The following is a 15,868-nucleotide window of genomic DNA, read 5'->3' on the forward strand; positions in this document are numbered from 1 at the left end:
ATCGGCTCGACGTGAACGTCGGCCGCCGAGGCGAGGGGCGGCAGCTGCAGCTGCGCCGACAAGCGCCCCGCGGCCGCAACCAGATCCTCGCGGTCGCGGGTCGATCGCTCGCGCACCGCCGAGCACCGCTGCAGCACCTCGGCGACGGCGGTCCCGAGATGCTCCCGGTGGGTGAGGGTGCGGCGGCACTGCTCTTCGGTGCGTGCGCGTTCGGCGTCCGAGTTCCGTAGTTCCCGCGCAAGATCCTCGACATCGACGTCGACCGCTTCGCCCTGGGCCGCCACCACGGTGGCCTTGTCGTGCCACTCGTGCCAGCGCGATTCCGCGTCGGTCTCGGACTGCACCCGGAACTGTGCGGCCTGCGCGAACCGCTCGGTGGCGCGTGTCCAGCGGGTCAGTTCGGCGAGTACATCCTCGATGTCGCGAGCCAGCGCCGTGCAGGCTGCATCGGCGTCGGTGCAGGTCGCGACGAGGCCGTCGAGTTCCGCGACCTCGTAGGGCAGCGAGAAATGGCCGCACGCGGCGCGGTGGGCGTCGAGGTCGGCGGCCCACCGTGCCCGGAGTGCGGCCGCCCGGGATCGGGCGTCCGTGGCTCTCGCGGCGGAGTGCCGCGACACGTCGTCGAGGTGGCGGAGACGACGCCACGCCGTGTGCAGTGCGCGCGCGGAGGGTGCGGCCGCCACATGCGCGTCGAGGTCCGCGTAGCGCTGCGCGAACGTGATCTGCGTGCCGGCGGCCTGCTCGGCCTTCCGTTCGAGCAGCGCGAGTTCGGCGGCGATCTCGTCGAGACGAATGCGGCGGGCCGCATCGGCTCGCTCGCGCGCTGCCGCGCCGATGTAGCGGGCGGAGTCCTCGGTGTGACGTCCGCGCAGCACGCCGTTGTGCCAGCGGCCGTCGCGAGAGACCGACGCCACGGCGCCCGCGTCCTCGAAGCCGATGGTCGCCAGCACGGCGGTGATCGCGGTGGGCGGGACGGTGGTCTCGGGATCGGGACGCAGCACCGTCGAGAGCGGTTGCCGGGGAGGTTCGCCCCGCGGCGAGACGAGGACCTGTCCGGACTGCGCACGCAGCCGCCCCTCACCGTCGACCGTCGCGGTGAGAAGACCGGAGGCCAACAGCGCCGCCTCGATCCCCGCGCGGTCGTCGTCGCCGAGGGAGTCGACGAAATCGACCGCCTGCCAGAGCGGTACGCCGACGCCGGGGCCGCGCCACGGTGCGACGACAGGCGCCGGGCCTTCTCCCTCGAGTCGACGTTGCTCGTCCTCGAGCGCGGCACGCGCGGAGTCGTGGCCGGACGGTGGCGGTGCGATCGGTTCGACGCGTGTCGCGCGGGCGGATTCGCGAGGAAGCGAGTCGAATTCGGCCAGGACCGAATCGATGTCGACGGAGGCGGGGTCGGCGATGGCGAGACCGTCGAGCACGGTGTCCAGACGCTGCATGAAGGCGGGCCCGTCGCGGGTCACAGCCGGGAGCAGGGTCGCCGTTCGGTCCGAGGTGATCCACTCCCGCCAGCGATGCTTCAGCGCGACTGCGGCCTCGTCGACCGCGGCCGCCGCCCGGTCGCGTTCGGCCGCGGCACGTTCGGCGTCGCTCGCGGCACCCTCGGCGCCGGCCTCCGCGTCACGCACGGCACGCTCGGCGATCTCGAGGCGTCGCGCTTCCGCGAGTCGCCGACCGGCCTGGTCTCGTCGACGCCGGGCCGACACTGCGGCGTGCTCGGCTGCGACTCGCGCGTCCTCGCCCTCGTCCGGTTGTAGGCGGACGCGAGCGATCACCGGCCGCTGCGTGGGCTCCGGTGTCCTGTCCCGATCGGCGCGCAGCGGCTCGGTGCGCACCTGGGGGCGGTCGATCTGCAGTCGCAGTTCGGCGGGCAGCGCCCCGTGTGGCACGGACGCGGCGGTCAGGGCCAGTTTCGCCGCGACCAGGTGATCGGCAGCGCGTGTCACGGCGCCCACGAGGTCGGCGAGGTGTTCCTCGGCGCGGTCGGCCTCGGCGTGTTCGTGCTGCCGGGCCAGGGATGCACCGGCCAGTGCCTGATCTGCGACGCGACCCAGCGCGTCCGCGGTGAGAAGGCGCTGGGCCAGATCATCGGCGCTGCGGAACAGAGTGTGGGATTCGAGTCCGCGAATGGCTCGCTCGAGTTCGGCGAGTTGATCGCGCCGCTCTCGAAGCCGGGTGTCGGCCGCGGCGACCTGGGTATCCAGCTCGGCTGCTTCGGCTTCCGCGTCGTCGAGCTCGAGTGCGGTAGCGGCGACCCGGTCGGCGGCGCGGACGGCGGCGTCGGCGGTGGCCCGCAGGGTATCCGATGCGTACCGCCGGTAGACGGTGTGGAACTGGCGCACACGGGTGAGCGAGGATTCGAGTTCGGCCTGCGCGATGCGGGATTCGCCGAGCAGATCGAGCTGACCGCCCGCCGCGGCGAGCAGGTTCTCGCTGAGGGGCGGCAGGGCGTCGGACAGGATCTGTGGTAACCGGCCCTCGTCGATGCGGTTGCCCACGTCCGGCGACCGGAGCGTGTGGAGCAGCTGCAGTAAGCCGGCGTACCGGTCGCGCCCTGCTTCGCCGCGCAGACCGAACACCTTCTCGCGCACGGTATCGCGATGTTCTTCGGGACTGCGGGTGAGATTGCCTGCGCCGATGAGGGCCGCCAGCCCGTCCCGCGAAAGCGGCGTCCGCTGCTCGTCGGCGAGCCGGAGGTCCTCGCCGACACGAAGATTCGTCGTGAAGAAATGCACCTCACTGCGATGTGCGGTCGCGCTGTACCGGATGTGGGCGCCGATAGTGAGGTGGCCGCCGGGCCGGGACAACTCGAGCCACAGATATCCGACCCGATTGGTCTGCCCACCGGCTGCCGTGCGCATCAGCTCGTCAAGGTTGACCTTGCCGGCGCCGGTCGCGTCCATCCGTTTGCGGTCGGCGTCGAGCAGGAACGGCAGCAGCATCTCGAGTGCGCGGGACTTGCCGGAACCGTTCGTGCCGCGCAGGATCATTCGTCCACCGGTAAGCGTGAACTCGGTGTCGAGATAGTGCCAGACGTTGACGATGCCGGCGCGCGCGAGCCGCCAGCGCTGCGGATTGCGGGACAGATGCGTGTCGCCGGTCAGCGGTATGTCGGAGAGCAGCGGCATGTCGGAGGGCAGGGTCATTCGGCCGTTCTTTCCGGGGCGGTGAAGCGGTATCGGGCAGCGGGGGCTGCCAGGAGCAGGCCGTCGTCGACGGAGTGAGCGAGAGCCAGCCGGTGCAGCAGCGACACGACATCGCGTCGCAGCGCCGAAAGGTCGCGGACGTACTCGCCGCGCCAGCTGCGGGCGTGTACGGAGACCAGTTCCCGCAATGCCTCGTCGAGAGCGGCGCCTTCGACGTGCAGGGCCGTTCCGGGTGCGGGGTCGGCATCCTCGACGAGTTTCGAGACGAGGAGCAGCGCCGCCTGTTTCACGGTCCCGACGCCGGGGAACGGTTCGTCGGTGAGGTCGCCGTCCGGGTCGTACGCCAAGGCACCCTCGGTACGGACCTCGAGGACGAGCCCGAAGTCCTCGTCGAGCCGGCGGGCCACGTCGGACCTCTCCCGGATCAGCACCTCGGCGGTCGCCGGATCGAGATCGGTGCGCGCGGTGAAGGGGTTCTCGACGAGCGTGCGGTAGAGCAGCTGCCGTGGCGAATACTGCCGGGGGGACGCCTGCAGCTCCGCGGGGCCGGTCGTGTCGTGCAGCGCCCGGGCCGACAGCTGGGTCAGCACAGGGCGTGTCACGGTGAACAGCGCTTCGGCGTCGCCGTCCGCCCAGTCGCCGACGGAACCGTCGGTCTCGGTGAGCACGCCCCACTCCAGCAGGATCTGCAGCGCCGCGACGAGATGGCGCCTTTCGGTGACGGTGTCCGCGACCGCGATGCCCTGCTCGGCCGCATCCACGCGAACCTGCTCGACGAGCGCCGACACCAGGACCTGGTCGCCCACACCCGGTGCCAGCAGCGCCGCGCACAGCAGCGCCAGGTAGGTGTAGGTGATGGCGCCGAACTCGTCGCCACTGCTTCGCCGTAGCGGGCGGGCCGGTGCGGTGGGTGCGAGCGGAGACTTGAGCAGCCGCGCAAAGGAATCCTCGACCACGAGCGTGTACCCGAGACGATCGGAGAACAACGAGCGCAGTGCCGTCGCATGGCGTCGCACCAGTTCGAAGGTCGCGGGGTCGTGCGCGGCGGTGAGGATCGGTTGCTGCAGCAGAGCGCGGGCCGCATCGCGACGCCCCGCCGCATCCTGCGCCGCAGTACCGACGGCGGTACCCGATCCGGACACCGTCATCGTGCTCCCACCCGGTCGCCGCCGGTATCGAAGACCGCTTCGGAGGCCGCAAGGTCAGAGCGTGCACCGTCAAGGCGCCGTCGGGGCAGTGCACCACCGTGTCGGGGCCCGGTTCGGCCGACAGGGCCAGTCCCAGATCGTGATCGTCGACCCGGACCGGCCCGTCGAGACTCTGGTAGCGGGCGAGCAGTGAGGCGACACCGGCGAGGAGAACGTCGCGGGCCCCGGTGGTGAGCTGTGCGCCGTCGAGGTCTCCGGCCGCGCAGAGTTCGGCGACTGCGGCGCGGCGCATGCGCGACTCCTGCTCTGCCAGTTCGTCGATGCGAGACCGGTCCGCCGCCGGATCGGGGATCCGGGCGTTGCGGCCCCGCGGCGACCGATCGCCGCGCTCGCGCAGCGACACCGGGACGGCCACGGGGTCGGCGTCCCACCAGGAGGTGCCAGGCCCGACGCGCGGATCGGGCTCCTCCGGACCGAGTAGCAGGTGACGGCTGGGATACGCCCCGAACGCGGCCGCGAACAACCGGTGCGCCTGCTCGTCGGACGATTCGGCGAACCATCCGGCGAGCCGCAGCAGATCGGCCCGGTGGGAGAACCCGGGGGCCGCCGACGTGAGCCGACGGGTGTGGGTGAGCAATCGTCCCAGCGCGGTTGCCGCGGCATCGCGCAGTTGCCGCGGTGCGGCGTCCTCGTCGTACCAGGCCGCGAGGCGTTCCCATTCCTCGCGGGTACGGCCGGGGGAGCGGATGGTCTCGGCACCGTCGGGCAGTCCGGGATCGGGCAGCGCCGCGAGAACTCGCTCCAGGGGCGGCAGCAGTGCCTGCAATCGATGTGAGACGAGCGGTGCGTAGCGTCCGACGTCGGCGGTGACGACGTCGACGTATTCGAGGAGCAGCAGCTTGAACTCGGTGTAGTCGGTACCCGACAGATTCGGCCGGTTCAGGACGTCGGACAGGTAGGCGTAGAAATCCGCGATGCTGTCCGCGAACGCACGATGGTGGGCGAAGACTCCGGTGACGTGACCGGCGAATGAATCCGGGTCGGTGACCGGACCGGGGTCCAGAGCGGCGTGGATGCGGTCGAGTGCGTCGGTGATCCGGCCGAGCGATTCGCGTGCCACTTCCCGGACACCGTCGCGTGACGACAGCAGTTCCGTTGCCTCACGCTGTACGCGGCCCCCGAGCACGGTGGCCCGGTAGCGTTCGCGGGCGCGCACATAGTCGGTGACCGAGCCCACGTGCGCGTCGCGACCGGAAGAGGTCAGGTTGCCCCAGCGCACGAGCTGACGGCAGCGCTGTTCGGCGACGTCCGGATCGAGCGTGCCGCCGCGCGCGGTCACCCGGGCGGCGACGTCGGCTGCGGACAGATCGCCGAGGAGGGCCTCGGCGAAGCAGGTCATGACCGAGAGGTAATCGTCCGATTCGTCTGCGACCAAGTATCGGAACAGGTCGCGGCCGCCCCCATCACCCATCCGAATCCTCTCCTACAGTGCCACCACGATACGGACAGATTAGACGTGCTCGGGCCTACGCTGGCGCCATGGCCGGACGGGATGCGTTCGAAGTGGATCCGATCGGGCTACTTGCAGGTGCTGCGGGAGTCGGTGGTGTGGAAGCTCGCCGGACCGAACCTCGAGGCCGCACGGCACACCGGCCATGCCGACATCGGGCGGTCGATTTCGAGGCGCAGACCACAGCGGCTTATAGTTGCCCCATGCAACACAAGCTGCGGGCCGGTGCACCGGCCGGAGCGGGAGCGGCCGAGGTCTACGACGAGTTCGTCCACCTCGTGCGATTCCTGACAGCGGGGGAACGCGCGCACGACGATGCGCTCAGCCTCGCGCAGCATTCGTTGCTCGGATACATCGCCCGAAATCCGGGTTGCCGGGCCACCGACATCTCGGATGTGTTCGGCGTCAACCGGTCGACCGTGTCGCGCCAACTGCGCAGTTGCATCGACGCGGGCTGGGTCGAGGCGAATTCCGGTCCCGCCCGCCTCGGCCATCCGTTGCACCTGACGGAGGCGGGCACCACGGTGCTCACCGAGACGGTGGCGCGCCGTCACGGCGAGGTCCGCGCAGGACTCGCCGGATGGGGCGAGGATGACATCGAGCGATTCACCCGGTTACTGCGCCGGTTCCGCTGCGGCGTGGACCCGGCATCTGCCCGGACTCCCGACCAGAACAATGGAGATCTCAGTGCGTGAGTATGCGACCCCTGCCCAGTTCACCGTGGGCGACGACGAATCCGTGGTCCACACGGTCTTCACACATGCGGAGAAGACACCGCACCGCGTGATGTACTCCCGCCCCGTCGGCGCGGACTGGGTGGCGGTGACCGCACAACAGTTCGCCGAGCAGGTCGAGGGCGTTGCCAAGGGCCTCATCGCGAGCGGTGTCCAGCCGGGCGACCGGGTAGCGCTCCTGTCCTCGACCCGCTACGAATGGTCGCTGTTCGATTACGCGATCTGGGCTGCGGGTGCCGCGTCGGTGCCGATCTACGATTCGTCCTCCTCCGAGCAGATCCGCTGGATCCTCGAAGACTCCGGCGCGGTTCTCGCCATTGTCGAGTCGGCGCAGCACGAAGCGCTTTTCGTGGATATGCCCGACACCCTGCGACGCATCGTGCAGATCGACGGCGGCGCGGTGAACACGCTGGTCGTCGAGGGCGCCGACGTCGACGACACCGAACTGAAGGCGCGACTGGGCGGCATCCGCACCGACGATCTCGCCTCGCTGGTCTACACCTCCGGCACCACCGGGCGCCCGAAGGGCTGCATCCTCACCCACCGCAACTTCCTCAACGAGGCCCGCGCGATCATCACCTCGCCCGTGGGTGCGGTGGCCCGGCCCGGAAACCGCGGTCTGACGTTTCTGCCGCTGGCCCACGTGCTCGCGCGCGCGGTGTCGCTCGCGTTGTTCGAAGCCGGTGCAGCGCAGGCGCACTGGTCCGATTTCGGTACCGTCTCCGCGCAATTCGCCCGTTACTCCCCGAATATCATCCTCGGCGTACCCCGGGTCTTCGAGAAGGTGCGCGACGCCGCGGCGGGCAAGGCGGCTGCGGGGGGCAAGCTCAACGCCGCCATCTTCGCGTTCGCCGAAGAAACCGCCATCGCCTACAGCGAAGCCCTCGACCACGGTGGCCCGTCGCTGGCGCTCAAGGCCAAGCGCACGATGGCCGACAAGCTGGTGTACTCGAAACTGCGCGCCGCGATGGGCAACGAGTGCTGGTACGCGATCTCCGGTGGTGGCGCTCTCAGCCCGAAGCTGGGCCACTTCTTCCGCGGTGTCGGCGTGCCGATCTACGAGGGCTACGGCCTCACCGAAACCACCGCCGCACACAGCGTCAACGTCCCCGGTGCCCAGAAGATCGGCACGGTCGGTCAGCCCATGGGCGGCAACAGCGCGCGTATCGCCGAAGACGGCGAAATCGAACTGCGCGGCGGAGTCGTCTTCCAGGGGTACTGGCGCAACGACGAGGCCACCGCGAAGACCTTCAACGACGGCTGGTTACGCACCGGCGACCTCGGTTCCCTCGACGACGACGGCTACCTGTCCATCACCGGCCGCAAGAAGGACCTCATCATCACCGCGGGCGGCAAGAACGTGTCGCCGGGCCCGCTCGAAGACCGGATGCGCTCGCACACGCTCGTGTCGCAGGCAGTGGTCATCGGTGACGGACGTGCCTTCATCACGGCATTGATCACCGTCGATCCCGAGATCTTCGAGAACTGGAAGGCAGAGAACGGCAAGCCGGCCGACGCCACCATCTCCGACCTCCGGCACGACCCGACGCTGCACGACGCCGTGCAGTCCATCATCGACGACGCGAACACGATGGTCTCGCACGCCGAGGCCATCAAGAAATTCGTGATCCTCGACCGCGATCTGACCGAGGAGTCGGGTGAACTGACACCGACGCTCAAGATCAAGCGCAACGTCGTCACCGAGAAGTTCGCCGACGACATCGAAAGCATGTACCGCAAGTAGCGGCTCGCTCAGGGCTCAGGGCTCAGGGCTCAGGGCTCAGGGCTCCGGGCTCCGGGCTCCGGGCTCAGAGCTCTGGGCTCCGGCTCAGCGCGGCGGCGAGCGCGGCGAAGCGTTCGCTGTCCGGGAGATCTTCGAGCAGCACGGCCTTGCCTTCGGCATCGGCGAGGGGGACGCGCCAGTTCGGGTACTCGTCGATCGTGCCCGGCTGATTCTGGCTGCGGCGCTCACCCACCGCATCGGCGAGCGAGAGCCCCAGCAGAGCAGACGGGCTCGCCGCGATGAGCCGGTGCAGCGCCTCGACGGTGCGCTGTTCGTCGGTATCCGGATCGCCCGGCGTGGTGTCGAGCAGTCCGCGGTCGCGGGCCAGCTGCAACACCTCGTCGCGTTCGGCTACCGCCCCGGCGAGCTCGGTATCGAGGTCCCGATCCAGCAGTCCCAGGCGGGACCGGATCGAAATATGCTCTCCGGCAAGGTAACCCGACGTCGGCGGGAGATCGTGCGTGGTCACCGACGTCAGGCACAACTGCCGGTACGTCTCCGGGAGGCGGGGCGCGTCGCCGTCCCGCTCGAACCACAGGATCGACGTGCCCGCCACCCCGCGCGCGGTCAGGTATTCCTGAACCCATTTCTCGAAGACCCCGAGGTCCTCGCCGATCACCACGGCGTCCGCTCGTTGAGCCTCGAGCACGAGAATGCCGATCATCGCCTCGTGGTCACCCCGCACGTAGGCACCGTCGGCCGGCGAGCTGCCCTCCGGCACCCACCAGGTGCGGAACAACCCGAGGATATGGTCGACCCGCACCCCACCCGCGTGCCGCAGCGCTGCCCGCACCACATCGCGATACGGGCGGTAACCCAAGTCGGCGAGCCGGTCCGGACGCCATGGCGGTTGATTCCAATTCTGGCCGTTGCGGTTGAAGTCGTCCGGCGGGGCGCCCACCGTGACACCGGCGGCCAGCGCGTCTCCGAGGGTCCACGCGTCGGCACCGTCGCGGCACACACCCACCGCGAGGTCGTGCACGATCCCGAGGTCGAGTCCGGCGGCCCGGGCACTGTCCTGCGCGGCGGTGAGCTGCTCGTCGCACAACCATTGCAGCCAGCGGTAGAAGTCCATCCGGCCGGCGGACCGGGCGCGGCGATCGGCCGCATACGGAGCGTCCGGAGTGGGCGCGCGTTTCGCCCACCGGTCGGCCCGGTCGCCGAATTTCTCGGCCAGCACGCACCACAGCGCGAAATCGTCGAGGGCCGCGCCTCCCTCGGCGCAGAACGCCTCGAAACGGGCCTGCCGGGCCGGCCCGCGAGGCACCCGGTACACACGTTCGAGTACGTCGAGCTTCGCGCGGAATGTCGCATCCCGGTCGAGATGTGTGGCCTTCCTGTTCGCCTTGGCGAATCGCTGCGCGGAGTCGTCGAGCAGCTTGCGGTGCTTGGCGGGCAGATACGCGGCTTCCGGAACGGCCTCCACCCGCAGGTACAGCGGATCGATGAACCGTCGCGACGACGGCAGATACGGCGACGGCTCGTGCGGGGGCTGCGGCTCGGCGACATGCACCGGGTTGACGAGAACGAAGTCGCCGCCGTAGGACGCGGTCACCGCTGCGAGATCGGCCAGGTCCACGAAGTCGCCGATGCCCCAGGAGCGGCGTGACCGTACCGAATACAGCTGTGCTGCGAGCCCCCAGCGTTGCCGGTCCGTCAGCAGGTCGGCAGTCGCGAGCCGGGCAGGAGTGACCACCAGCGTCGCCTGCGCCTCCATGTCGTGGCTGCGGGCCCGGAGGGTATGCCAGCCGAGCGGCAACGACGGCACCGCGAATGTCGCGCGTCCCAGGAGCCGGCCGTCGACCGTCCGCGGATCGACCCATACGTCGAGCTGCCCGGCCTCGACTTCGGCGCCGTCCTCGGTAACCACCCACACCGTCACGGGATCGCCGTGCGGAACGTGTACGGGAAACGTCCGTTCCTCGCCCTCGACGATCACGAGCGACGGCGGCAGCATGCGCCGCCACGCGGCATCCGTGAGGTCGCCGAGGGAAGCGTCGATCTCGGCATCCGTGGCGGCGGGGACATCGAGCGCCGCCAGAATCTTCTGTAGCGTGTGATCGGAGACGTCGTGGTCGAAGCCGTCCCAGCCTCGGTACGTGCACGACACCCCGTGGTGCCCGGCCAGTTCGCGCAGCTTCTCCATCGTTGTCACGCTTTAGGATCATGCCAGCAAACACTTGCCGTGGCAGTCCTGAGACGAAGGGCCCGTGGATTGACCGTCATCGACGTCGCCGAGGGCGACATCACCCGAATCGCCGTTGATGCGATCGTCAACGCTGCGAATTCCTCGCTGCTCGGCGGCGGCGGAGTGGACGGCGCGATCCATCGCGTCGGTGGACCCGACATACTCGCGGCCTGCCGTGAACTGCGTGCCACCACGCTGCCCGACGGCATGCCCCCGGGCGCGGCCGTCGCGACGATCGCGGGGCGGCTGCCGGCGCGATGGGTCATCCACGCCGTCGGACCGGTGTACTCGGCACACGAGGATCGTTCACCGATCCTGCGCTCGGCGTACACGCACAGCCTGCTCGTCGCGGACGAACTCGGCGCCCGCACAATGGCATTTCCGTTGATCTCCGCCGGCGTCTACGGCTGGCCCACCGACGATGCTGCCGCGCAGGCGGTAACCGCGATCCGCGAAACCCCCACCGCGGTGGAAACCGTCACGCTCGTCGGATTCGACAGCTACGCGGCAGCTTCGCTGCGCCGCGCTGTCGCAGCCGGATAGCGCCCCGCCTCACTCACCCGAACCGTCGAAGAGGGTCGGTTCGTCCGGATTGTCGAACAGGGCGGGCTGCTCGCCGACGGCAGGTCTCGGAGACGACGCCCGCCGGGACGGGCCGTCCGTGGATCGTTCCATGTACTCCAGAGCCTTGGTCAGTGACCGGATGGTCAGTTCCCATTCCAAAGCCTTCGAGTCGGCTTCGAACACGCCGTCGTCGTCGCCGGCAACAGCCCGGTCGAGGGATTCGCTCGTCCAGCCGATCTGCTGTTCGGTGCTGAGATCGAGGAACTGCTGCAGCCGGGCGGGTTCCCACTCTCCGATCGCGGCGACCGTCCTGACGGGAACTCCGCTGCTGCCTTCGAGGTGATGGTCGCGCAGAGCGAGCAGTGCCGGCGGAAGATCGTCCTCGACGTCCGGGGTCCACTCCGGTTCGTCGAACGGATCGGACATGTCCGGGTTCTCGGATTCACGCAGCAACACACCACCGAGATGCGTCGCGAACTGGGGGTCGAGGTCTTCGAGGAACGCGGCCAGGCGGTCGAGCGCGGCAAGCAGATGCGCGGGAACGAACGGTATCGCGGCGAGATGGTTGACGACCGCGACCCGATCGTCGACCAGCACGAACTTCAAATGTGGCCACCTCCGGTTGAGGTCGGCGACGACCTCGGCGGCCCGGGTGCGTCCGGTGATCGAGTGGACGACAGGGGCGAACAGGTCGACGGTAGTGCCGCCCGGTCCCACCCCGACGAACAGCAGCACGCCCCCCACGCGAAGCACGAGGTCGCCGTCTTCGTCCCACGTCGGGGACTCGCCGATTCGGTCCTGCATCGTCGCTTCGATCAGTTCGCGGATGTGTTCTTCGCCGGTGGGTTCGACGGCGAGCGCGACGGCCGACTTCCGCGTTCTTTCCTCGATCGAGGGGGTGGGTGGCTCGAATACCGGGGTGTGGTCGGCGCCGAAGGTTTCGGAGCGCAGGAACAACGGGTGGGGTACGCCCCAGATCCGGCGCAGGACCGTCACCGCGATGTCGGCGAGCTGATCGGCCCACGACGAGGGCCGATCCAGCCAGAATGCGGGGGAGCCGGTGTCCTCGGGATCCTCCGGTCCGCGGGAGGGCGGCTGCCAGCCCAGCTCCTGCAGCAATGCCTCGTCGCCCGGCTGCAGACGGCGGTCGTCCGCGAGGTGCGTATTGGACGGGACCTCGCAGCGCACCTGCCCGTCACCCCATGCGTAGAACTGCACACACGGCCCGGCCGGTCCGCCGGACTCCTCGGCGAGGGGCTCGAGGACCAGGCCGTCGTCGTCGTGCATCGCCGCGACATGATCGGCGAGATGGGCCCGGAACGCGCGCCAAGCTCGATCGACGTCGCGGTCGAATATGTTCTGCCGCTCGGCCATGACCGGCCCCCTTTCTTCTCCTGACTCGGTCCCCGTGCGGAAGACACTAGCGGGGCCCTCCGACACCTGCCGGTCGGCGAGCCGGACACCCGGCTCCCGACCGGCAGAATGTGGTCGAAACCGTGAGCGGCGCGACGACCGAAGTCGCATACTTCCGATACCGCACCGGTGCCTCGCTCCGCGCCGGCCACCCGACAACGGCAGGTAGGTTGCTCTCATGCCGTTCCGCCGGCATTCACCCCCGCGACCTGCCTCTGCGGCCGGCCAGGCGTTGCGTGCGCTGATCCGGTCACTGGTGACGATCGTGGTGGTGGGCGCGTCCTATTTCAGGTTGCCGTTCGACCGAATCGACGACCTTCCGGCGGCGTTCCTCCTTGTGGGGGGCCTGATATCGGTATCCGCTGTGTGCACCTGGCAGGTGCGCTCCGTGTTGCGATCGAGGTACCCGGTGCAGCAGGCGGCAGAGGGAATCGTCGCCACCGCGACCGTCTACTTCGCCGGCTTCTCGACGCTGTACGTTCTGCTCTCGCAAGCAGATCCGCTGGGATTCACCGAGCCGCTGTCGCGGATGGGGGCCCTGTACTTCACCCTGACGGTGTTCGCAACGGTCGGGTTCGGTGACATCGTGGCCCTCACCGACGGCACCCGCGCGGTGGTATCGGTACAGATGATCGCCAATCTGATCCTCATCGCCGTGGGGATCAGAACGATTGTGTTCGCTGCGCGGCGGAGGCGTCGACAGGTCGGCTCGTCCACCGACGACAGGGAGGATGTTGCGGACGACGAGGACGGGTAGGGGGTGGACGACGCCGCACCCCGTCGGATCGGCGTCGTGTCAAGTCAGCGAGCGCACAAATGCGCCGATCTCGGCGATCGCACGGCTGCCTTCCGGAACGATCCCGGCGGCAGCCTGGAAGACATGGACCTGCCGTTCCCACACCTGCAGTTCCGCAGGAACCCCGGCCGCGGCGAGCCGATGGGCCATCAGTTCCGCATCGACGTAGGTCATCTCCTCGGATCCGGTCTGGATCAGGGCGGGCGGCATACCGATCAGGTCTGTGTTCACCGGCGAGACCACCGGAGCGCAGTCGCCGTCGGCCCGTTCCGCCCGTTCGACGAGCTTCGCCAGCACCGGCACGGCCCGACTGGGGAACAACGCACACCGATCCGCGTTGCGATGCCCGAGCTTGCCGGTCGAGTCCAGGTCCGTCAGCGGTGAGAGCGCAACCGTGCCCGCGGCACGACCGAGGCCGAGGCGCAGCGCCTCGTGCGCCACTGCGAACGTGAGGAAACCACCGGCAGAGTCGCCGGCGATGACGATCCGCTCGATCGGATAGCCGCGTCCGAGCAGCCAATGCAGCCCCGAGATGCCGTCTTCGACGGCCCGCCGAATCGGATGGCGGGGGAGCAGTCGGTACCCGACCGAGAGCGCCGGGGAGCCCGCAGCGGCGGAGATCCGCGACACGAGGTGCCGGTGCGTGGCGAGCCCGCAGCACAGGAACGCACCGCCGTGCAGGTACAGGATCGCCATCGGTCCGGATGCGCCGGGCCCATGCAGCATTTCGGCGGAACACGATGGTAACCGCACGTGGTGGCGTCGTGTACCCGGAATCGGGGCGAGCGGGAACGCCGCGCGCTCGACCATGGTGGCCGGCCACGGCAACGCCGGCGCGAACGCCCACGCCTCGATGAACGGGCGCACGGTGCGCCGCACCGACATCGACACGCCGCGGGAGGCGAGGCTGACGCCGGCGAACTCACGGATCCGCGCGCTCTGTGGCCGAGGCCGTGCCGGCGCAGGCGGATCGAACAACGCGATACTCACGACCTCCACCTCCTCCGCGCGAGCGCAGCCCCGTTCGCATTCGTGACGAGCTCCTCGATCGGAGCGAGACATGTGTTCGAACTTCGGATTTTCGAGAGTACGCCCGACGTACCATCCTTTGTGACGGTCGTAACGGGATAGATACCGGGCAAAGGGGGCGATACCGGTGGGCGTCATGCCTGTAACCGATTCGATATTCCTGTTCGCCGAGTCCAGAGAGCATCCGATGCATGTCGGCTCGCTCGAACTGTTCACCCCGCCGCCCGATGCGGGCCCGCATTTCGTCGCAGATCTGTACGAAAAACTGTTGTCCGTCGATCAGGTCGACGACACGTTCCGCAAGCGGCCGGGGCATCCGGTCTCGAGTCGCGGATACCTGTGGTGGTCGCTCGACGACGAGGTGGACCTGGAATATCACGTGCGGCATTCGGCGCTACCGCCGTCCGGTCGGATCCGCGACCTGTTCGTCCTGATCTCGCGGTTGCACGGCACGCTGCTCGACCGGCATCGCCCCCTCTGGGAGATGTACGTGATCGAGGGCATCGAGGGGGGCAGGTTCGCGGTCTACACAAAACTGCACCACTCGCTCATGGATGGTGTTGCTGCGCTGCAACTGCTCCGCCGCACCCTCGGCACCGACCCCGACTCGTACGAAACGGGCGCGCCGTGGCACGTGCCGCGATCGGGCGATCGCGCGCAGTCCTCCGACGGCAACCGGTCGTCCGCGGGTCCGTGGCGCGGAGCGGTTCGTGCCGTCCGTGCGCTGGCAGGAGAGGCGATCGAGGCCGTCCCGACGACCGCGAGACTCGCGCAGACCGCGTTGGGACACCACCATGTGGCGTTGCCGTACGAGGCTCCCGCGACCATCCTCAATGTGCCGATCGGTGGCGCGCGCCGTTTCGCAGCCGGGTCGTGGTCGCTCGAACGCATCGCGCGGGCGCGTCGCGCGGCCGGAGTGACCGTCAACGATTTCGTGCTGGCCATGTGTTCGGGGGCGCTGCGGGCATATCTGCTCGAGCAGAATGCGCTCCCCGAGGATCCGCTCGTCGCCATGGTTCCGATCTCGCTGCGGGCCAAGGAGCGCCTCGACGCGGGCGGCAATTCGGTCGGTGTCACGCTCTGCAATCTGGGCACCGACCAGGCAGATCCGCTCCGCCGGCTGGCGGTGGTGTCGGCGTCGATGGGACAGGGTAAGGATCTGTTCGCGGGAATGACCCCGCTCCAGGCACTGTTGTGGTCGGCCGCGAACATCGCACCGTTGGGCCTGGCGCCCGTACCGGGCTTCGTGCGGTTGACGCCCCCGCCGTTCAACATCATCATTTCGAACGTCCCGGGTCCGCGGGAAACGTTGTACTGGAACGGCGCTCGACTCGACGGAATCTATCCGACCTCCGTGGTGCTCGATGGTCAGGCGCTGAACATCACGTTGACCAACACCGCCGACACGCTCGACTTCGGCTTGGTGGGATGCCGCCGCAGCGTCCCGAGCCTGCAGCGACTGCTCGGTCACCTCGAGCAGTCGCTCGCCGACCTCGAAACGGCGCTCGGGGTCGCCTGATCACCGACCGGCGCCGGGCGGAACCGGCGAGTGCAGCA

Annotated in this window: 10 protein-coding genes and 1 pseudogene; 5 read left to right on the plus strand and 6 right to left on the minus strand. The window is 69.2% G+C overall.

Translation table 11 applies throughout. From position 1 onward, the window contains the following. The 3 genes and pseudogenes from Q8814_RS18275 to Q8814_RS18285 form a co-directional block, all read right to left on the minus strand. A partial coding sequence (locus tag Q8814_RS18275) for a hypothetical protein (protein WP_330153423.1) occupies nt 1–3,146 on the minus strand: 3,146 nt, incomplete at its 3' end. Beyond that, nucleotides 3,143–4,294 (minus strand): TIGR02678 family protein, encoded by a 1,152-nt coding sequence (locus Q8814_RS18280; protein ID WP_330153421.1) that lies wholly within the window; start codon nt 4,292–4,294, stop codon nt 3,143–3,145. The genes Q8814_RS18280 and Q8814_RS18275, both read right to left, overlap by 4 nt. 118 nt (nt 4,295–4,412) lie before the next feature. Beyond that, nucleotides 4,413–5,765: pseudogene (locus tag Q8814_RS18285) on the minus strand (DUF2397 domain-containing protein); the annotation flags it as partial. A gap of 242 nt (nt 5,766–6,007) precedes the next feature. Between Q8814_RS18285 and Q8814_RS18290 the strand changes: the two are divergent. After that, complete coding sequence (locus Q8814_RS18290; protein ID WP_330153414.1) at nt 6,008–6,499, plus strand: MarR family winged helix-turn-helix transcriptional regulator; 492 nt, start codon at nt 6,008–6,010, stop codon at nt 6,497–6,499. Beyond that, a complete protein-coding gene (locus tag Q8814_RS18295) occupies nt 6,492–8,282 on the plus strand; it encodes an AMP-dependent synthetase/ligase (RefSeq protein WP_330153415.1) in 1,791 nt (596 codons plus the stop codon). The genes Q8814_RS18290 and Q8814_RS18295 overlap by 8 nt, the downstream gene beginning before the upstream one ends. Before the next feature lie 64 nt (nt 8,283–8,346). Here the strand turns inward: Q8814_RS18295 and malQ are convergent, their stop codons facing one another. Then, nucleotides 8,347–10,476, minus strand: a complete 2,130-nt coding sequence (malQ, locus tag Q8814_RS18300; protein WP_330153416.1) for a 4-alpha-glucanotransferase — start codon at nt 10,474–10,476, stop codon at nt 8,347–8,349. A gap of 60 nt (nt 10,477–10,536) precedes the next feature. On the opposite strand from malQ, the gene Q8814_RS18305 reads away from it, so the two are divergent. Continuing rightward, nucleotides 10,537–11,052 (plus strand): O-acetyl-ADP-ribose deacetylase, encoded by a 516-nt coding sequence (locus Q8814_RS18305; protein WP_330153417.1) that lies wholly within the window; start codon nt 10,537–10,539, stop codon nt 11,050–11,052. Between the two features lie 9 nt (nt 11,053–11,061). On the opposite strand, the gene Q8814_RS18310 is transcribed toward Q8814_RS18305, so the two are convergent. Then, on the minus strand, nt 11,062–12,447 hold the full coding sequence (locus tag Q8814_RS18310; RefSeq protein WP_330153418.1) for a T3SS (YopN, CesT) and YbjN peptide-binding chaperone 1: 1,386 nt from the start codon (nt 12,445–12,447) through the stop codon (nt 11,062–11,064). 217 nt (nt 12,448–12,664) lie between these two features. Here Q8814_RS18310 and Q8814_RS18315 point away from each other — a divergent pair, with 217 nt between their 5' ends. Continuing rightward, nucleotides 12,665–13,243, plus strand: coding sequence for a potassium channel family protein (locus Q8814_RS18315; RefSeq protein ID WP_330153419.1), 579 nt, complete (start codon nt 12,665–12,667; stop codon nt 13,241–13,243). Nucleotides 13,244–13,282: 39 nt separating this feature from the next. Here the strand turns inward: Q8814_RS18315 and Q8814_RS18320 are convergent, their stop codons facing one another. Beyond that, entirely contained in the window at nt 13,283–14,281 is a 999-nt protein-coding gene (locus Q8814_RS18320; RefSeq protein ID WP_408015932.1) for an alpha/beta hydrolase, read from the minus strand. A gap of 166 nt (nt 14,282–14,447) precedes the next feature. Between Q8814_RS18320 and Q8814_RS18325 the strand changes: the two genes are divergently transcribed. After that, nucleotides 14,448–15,830 (plus strand): WS/DGAT/MGAT family O-acyltransferase, encoded by a 1,383-nt coding sequence (locus Q8814_RS18325; RefSeq protein WP_330153420.1) that lies wholly within the window; start codon nt 14,448–14,450, stop codon nt 15,828–15,830. Nucleotides 15,831–15,868: the final 38 nt, after the last annotated feature.

The sequence above is a fragment of the Rhodococcus chondri genome (assembly GCF_036327435.1).
In the GTDB taxonomy this organism is placed as follows: domain Bacteria; phylum Actinomycetota; class Actinomycetes; order Mycobacteriales; family Mycobacteriaceae; genus Rhodococcus; species Rhodococcus chondri.

Excerpts from the sequence above, each read along its gene's own strand:
- Q8814_RS18280 (WP_330153421.1), bottom strand. The coding sequence starts at position 4,294 with ATGACGGTGTCCGGATCGGGTACCGCCGTCGGTACTGCGGCGCAGGAT.
- Q8814_RS18290 (WP_330153414.1), top strand. The coding sequence starts at position 6,008 with ATGCAACACAAGCTGCGGGCCGGTGCACCGGCCGGAGCGGGAGCGGCC.
- Q8814_RS18310 (WP_330153418.1), bottom strand. The coding sequence starts at position 12,447 with ATGGCCGAGCGGCAGAACATATTCGACCGCGACGTCGATCGAGCTTGG.
- Q8814_RS18315 (WP_330153419.1), top strand. The coding sequence starts at position 12,665 with ATGCCGTTCCGCCGGCATTCACCCCCGCGACCTGCCTCTGCGGCCGGC.
- Q8814_RS18325 (WP_330153420.1), top strand. The coding sequence starts at position 14,448 with ATGCCTGTAACCGATTCGATATTCCTGTTCGCCGAGTCCAGAGAGCAT.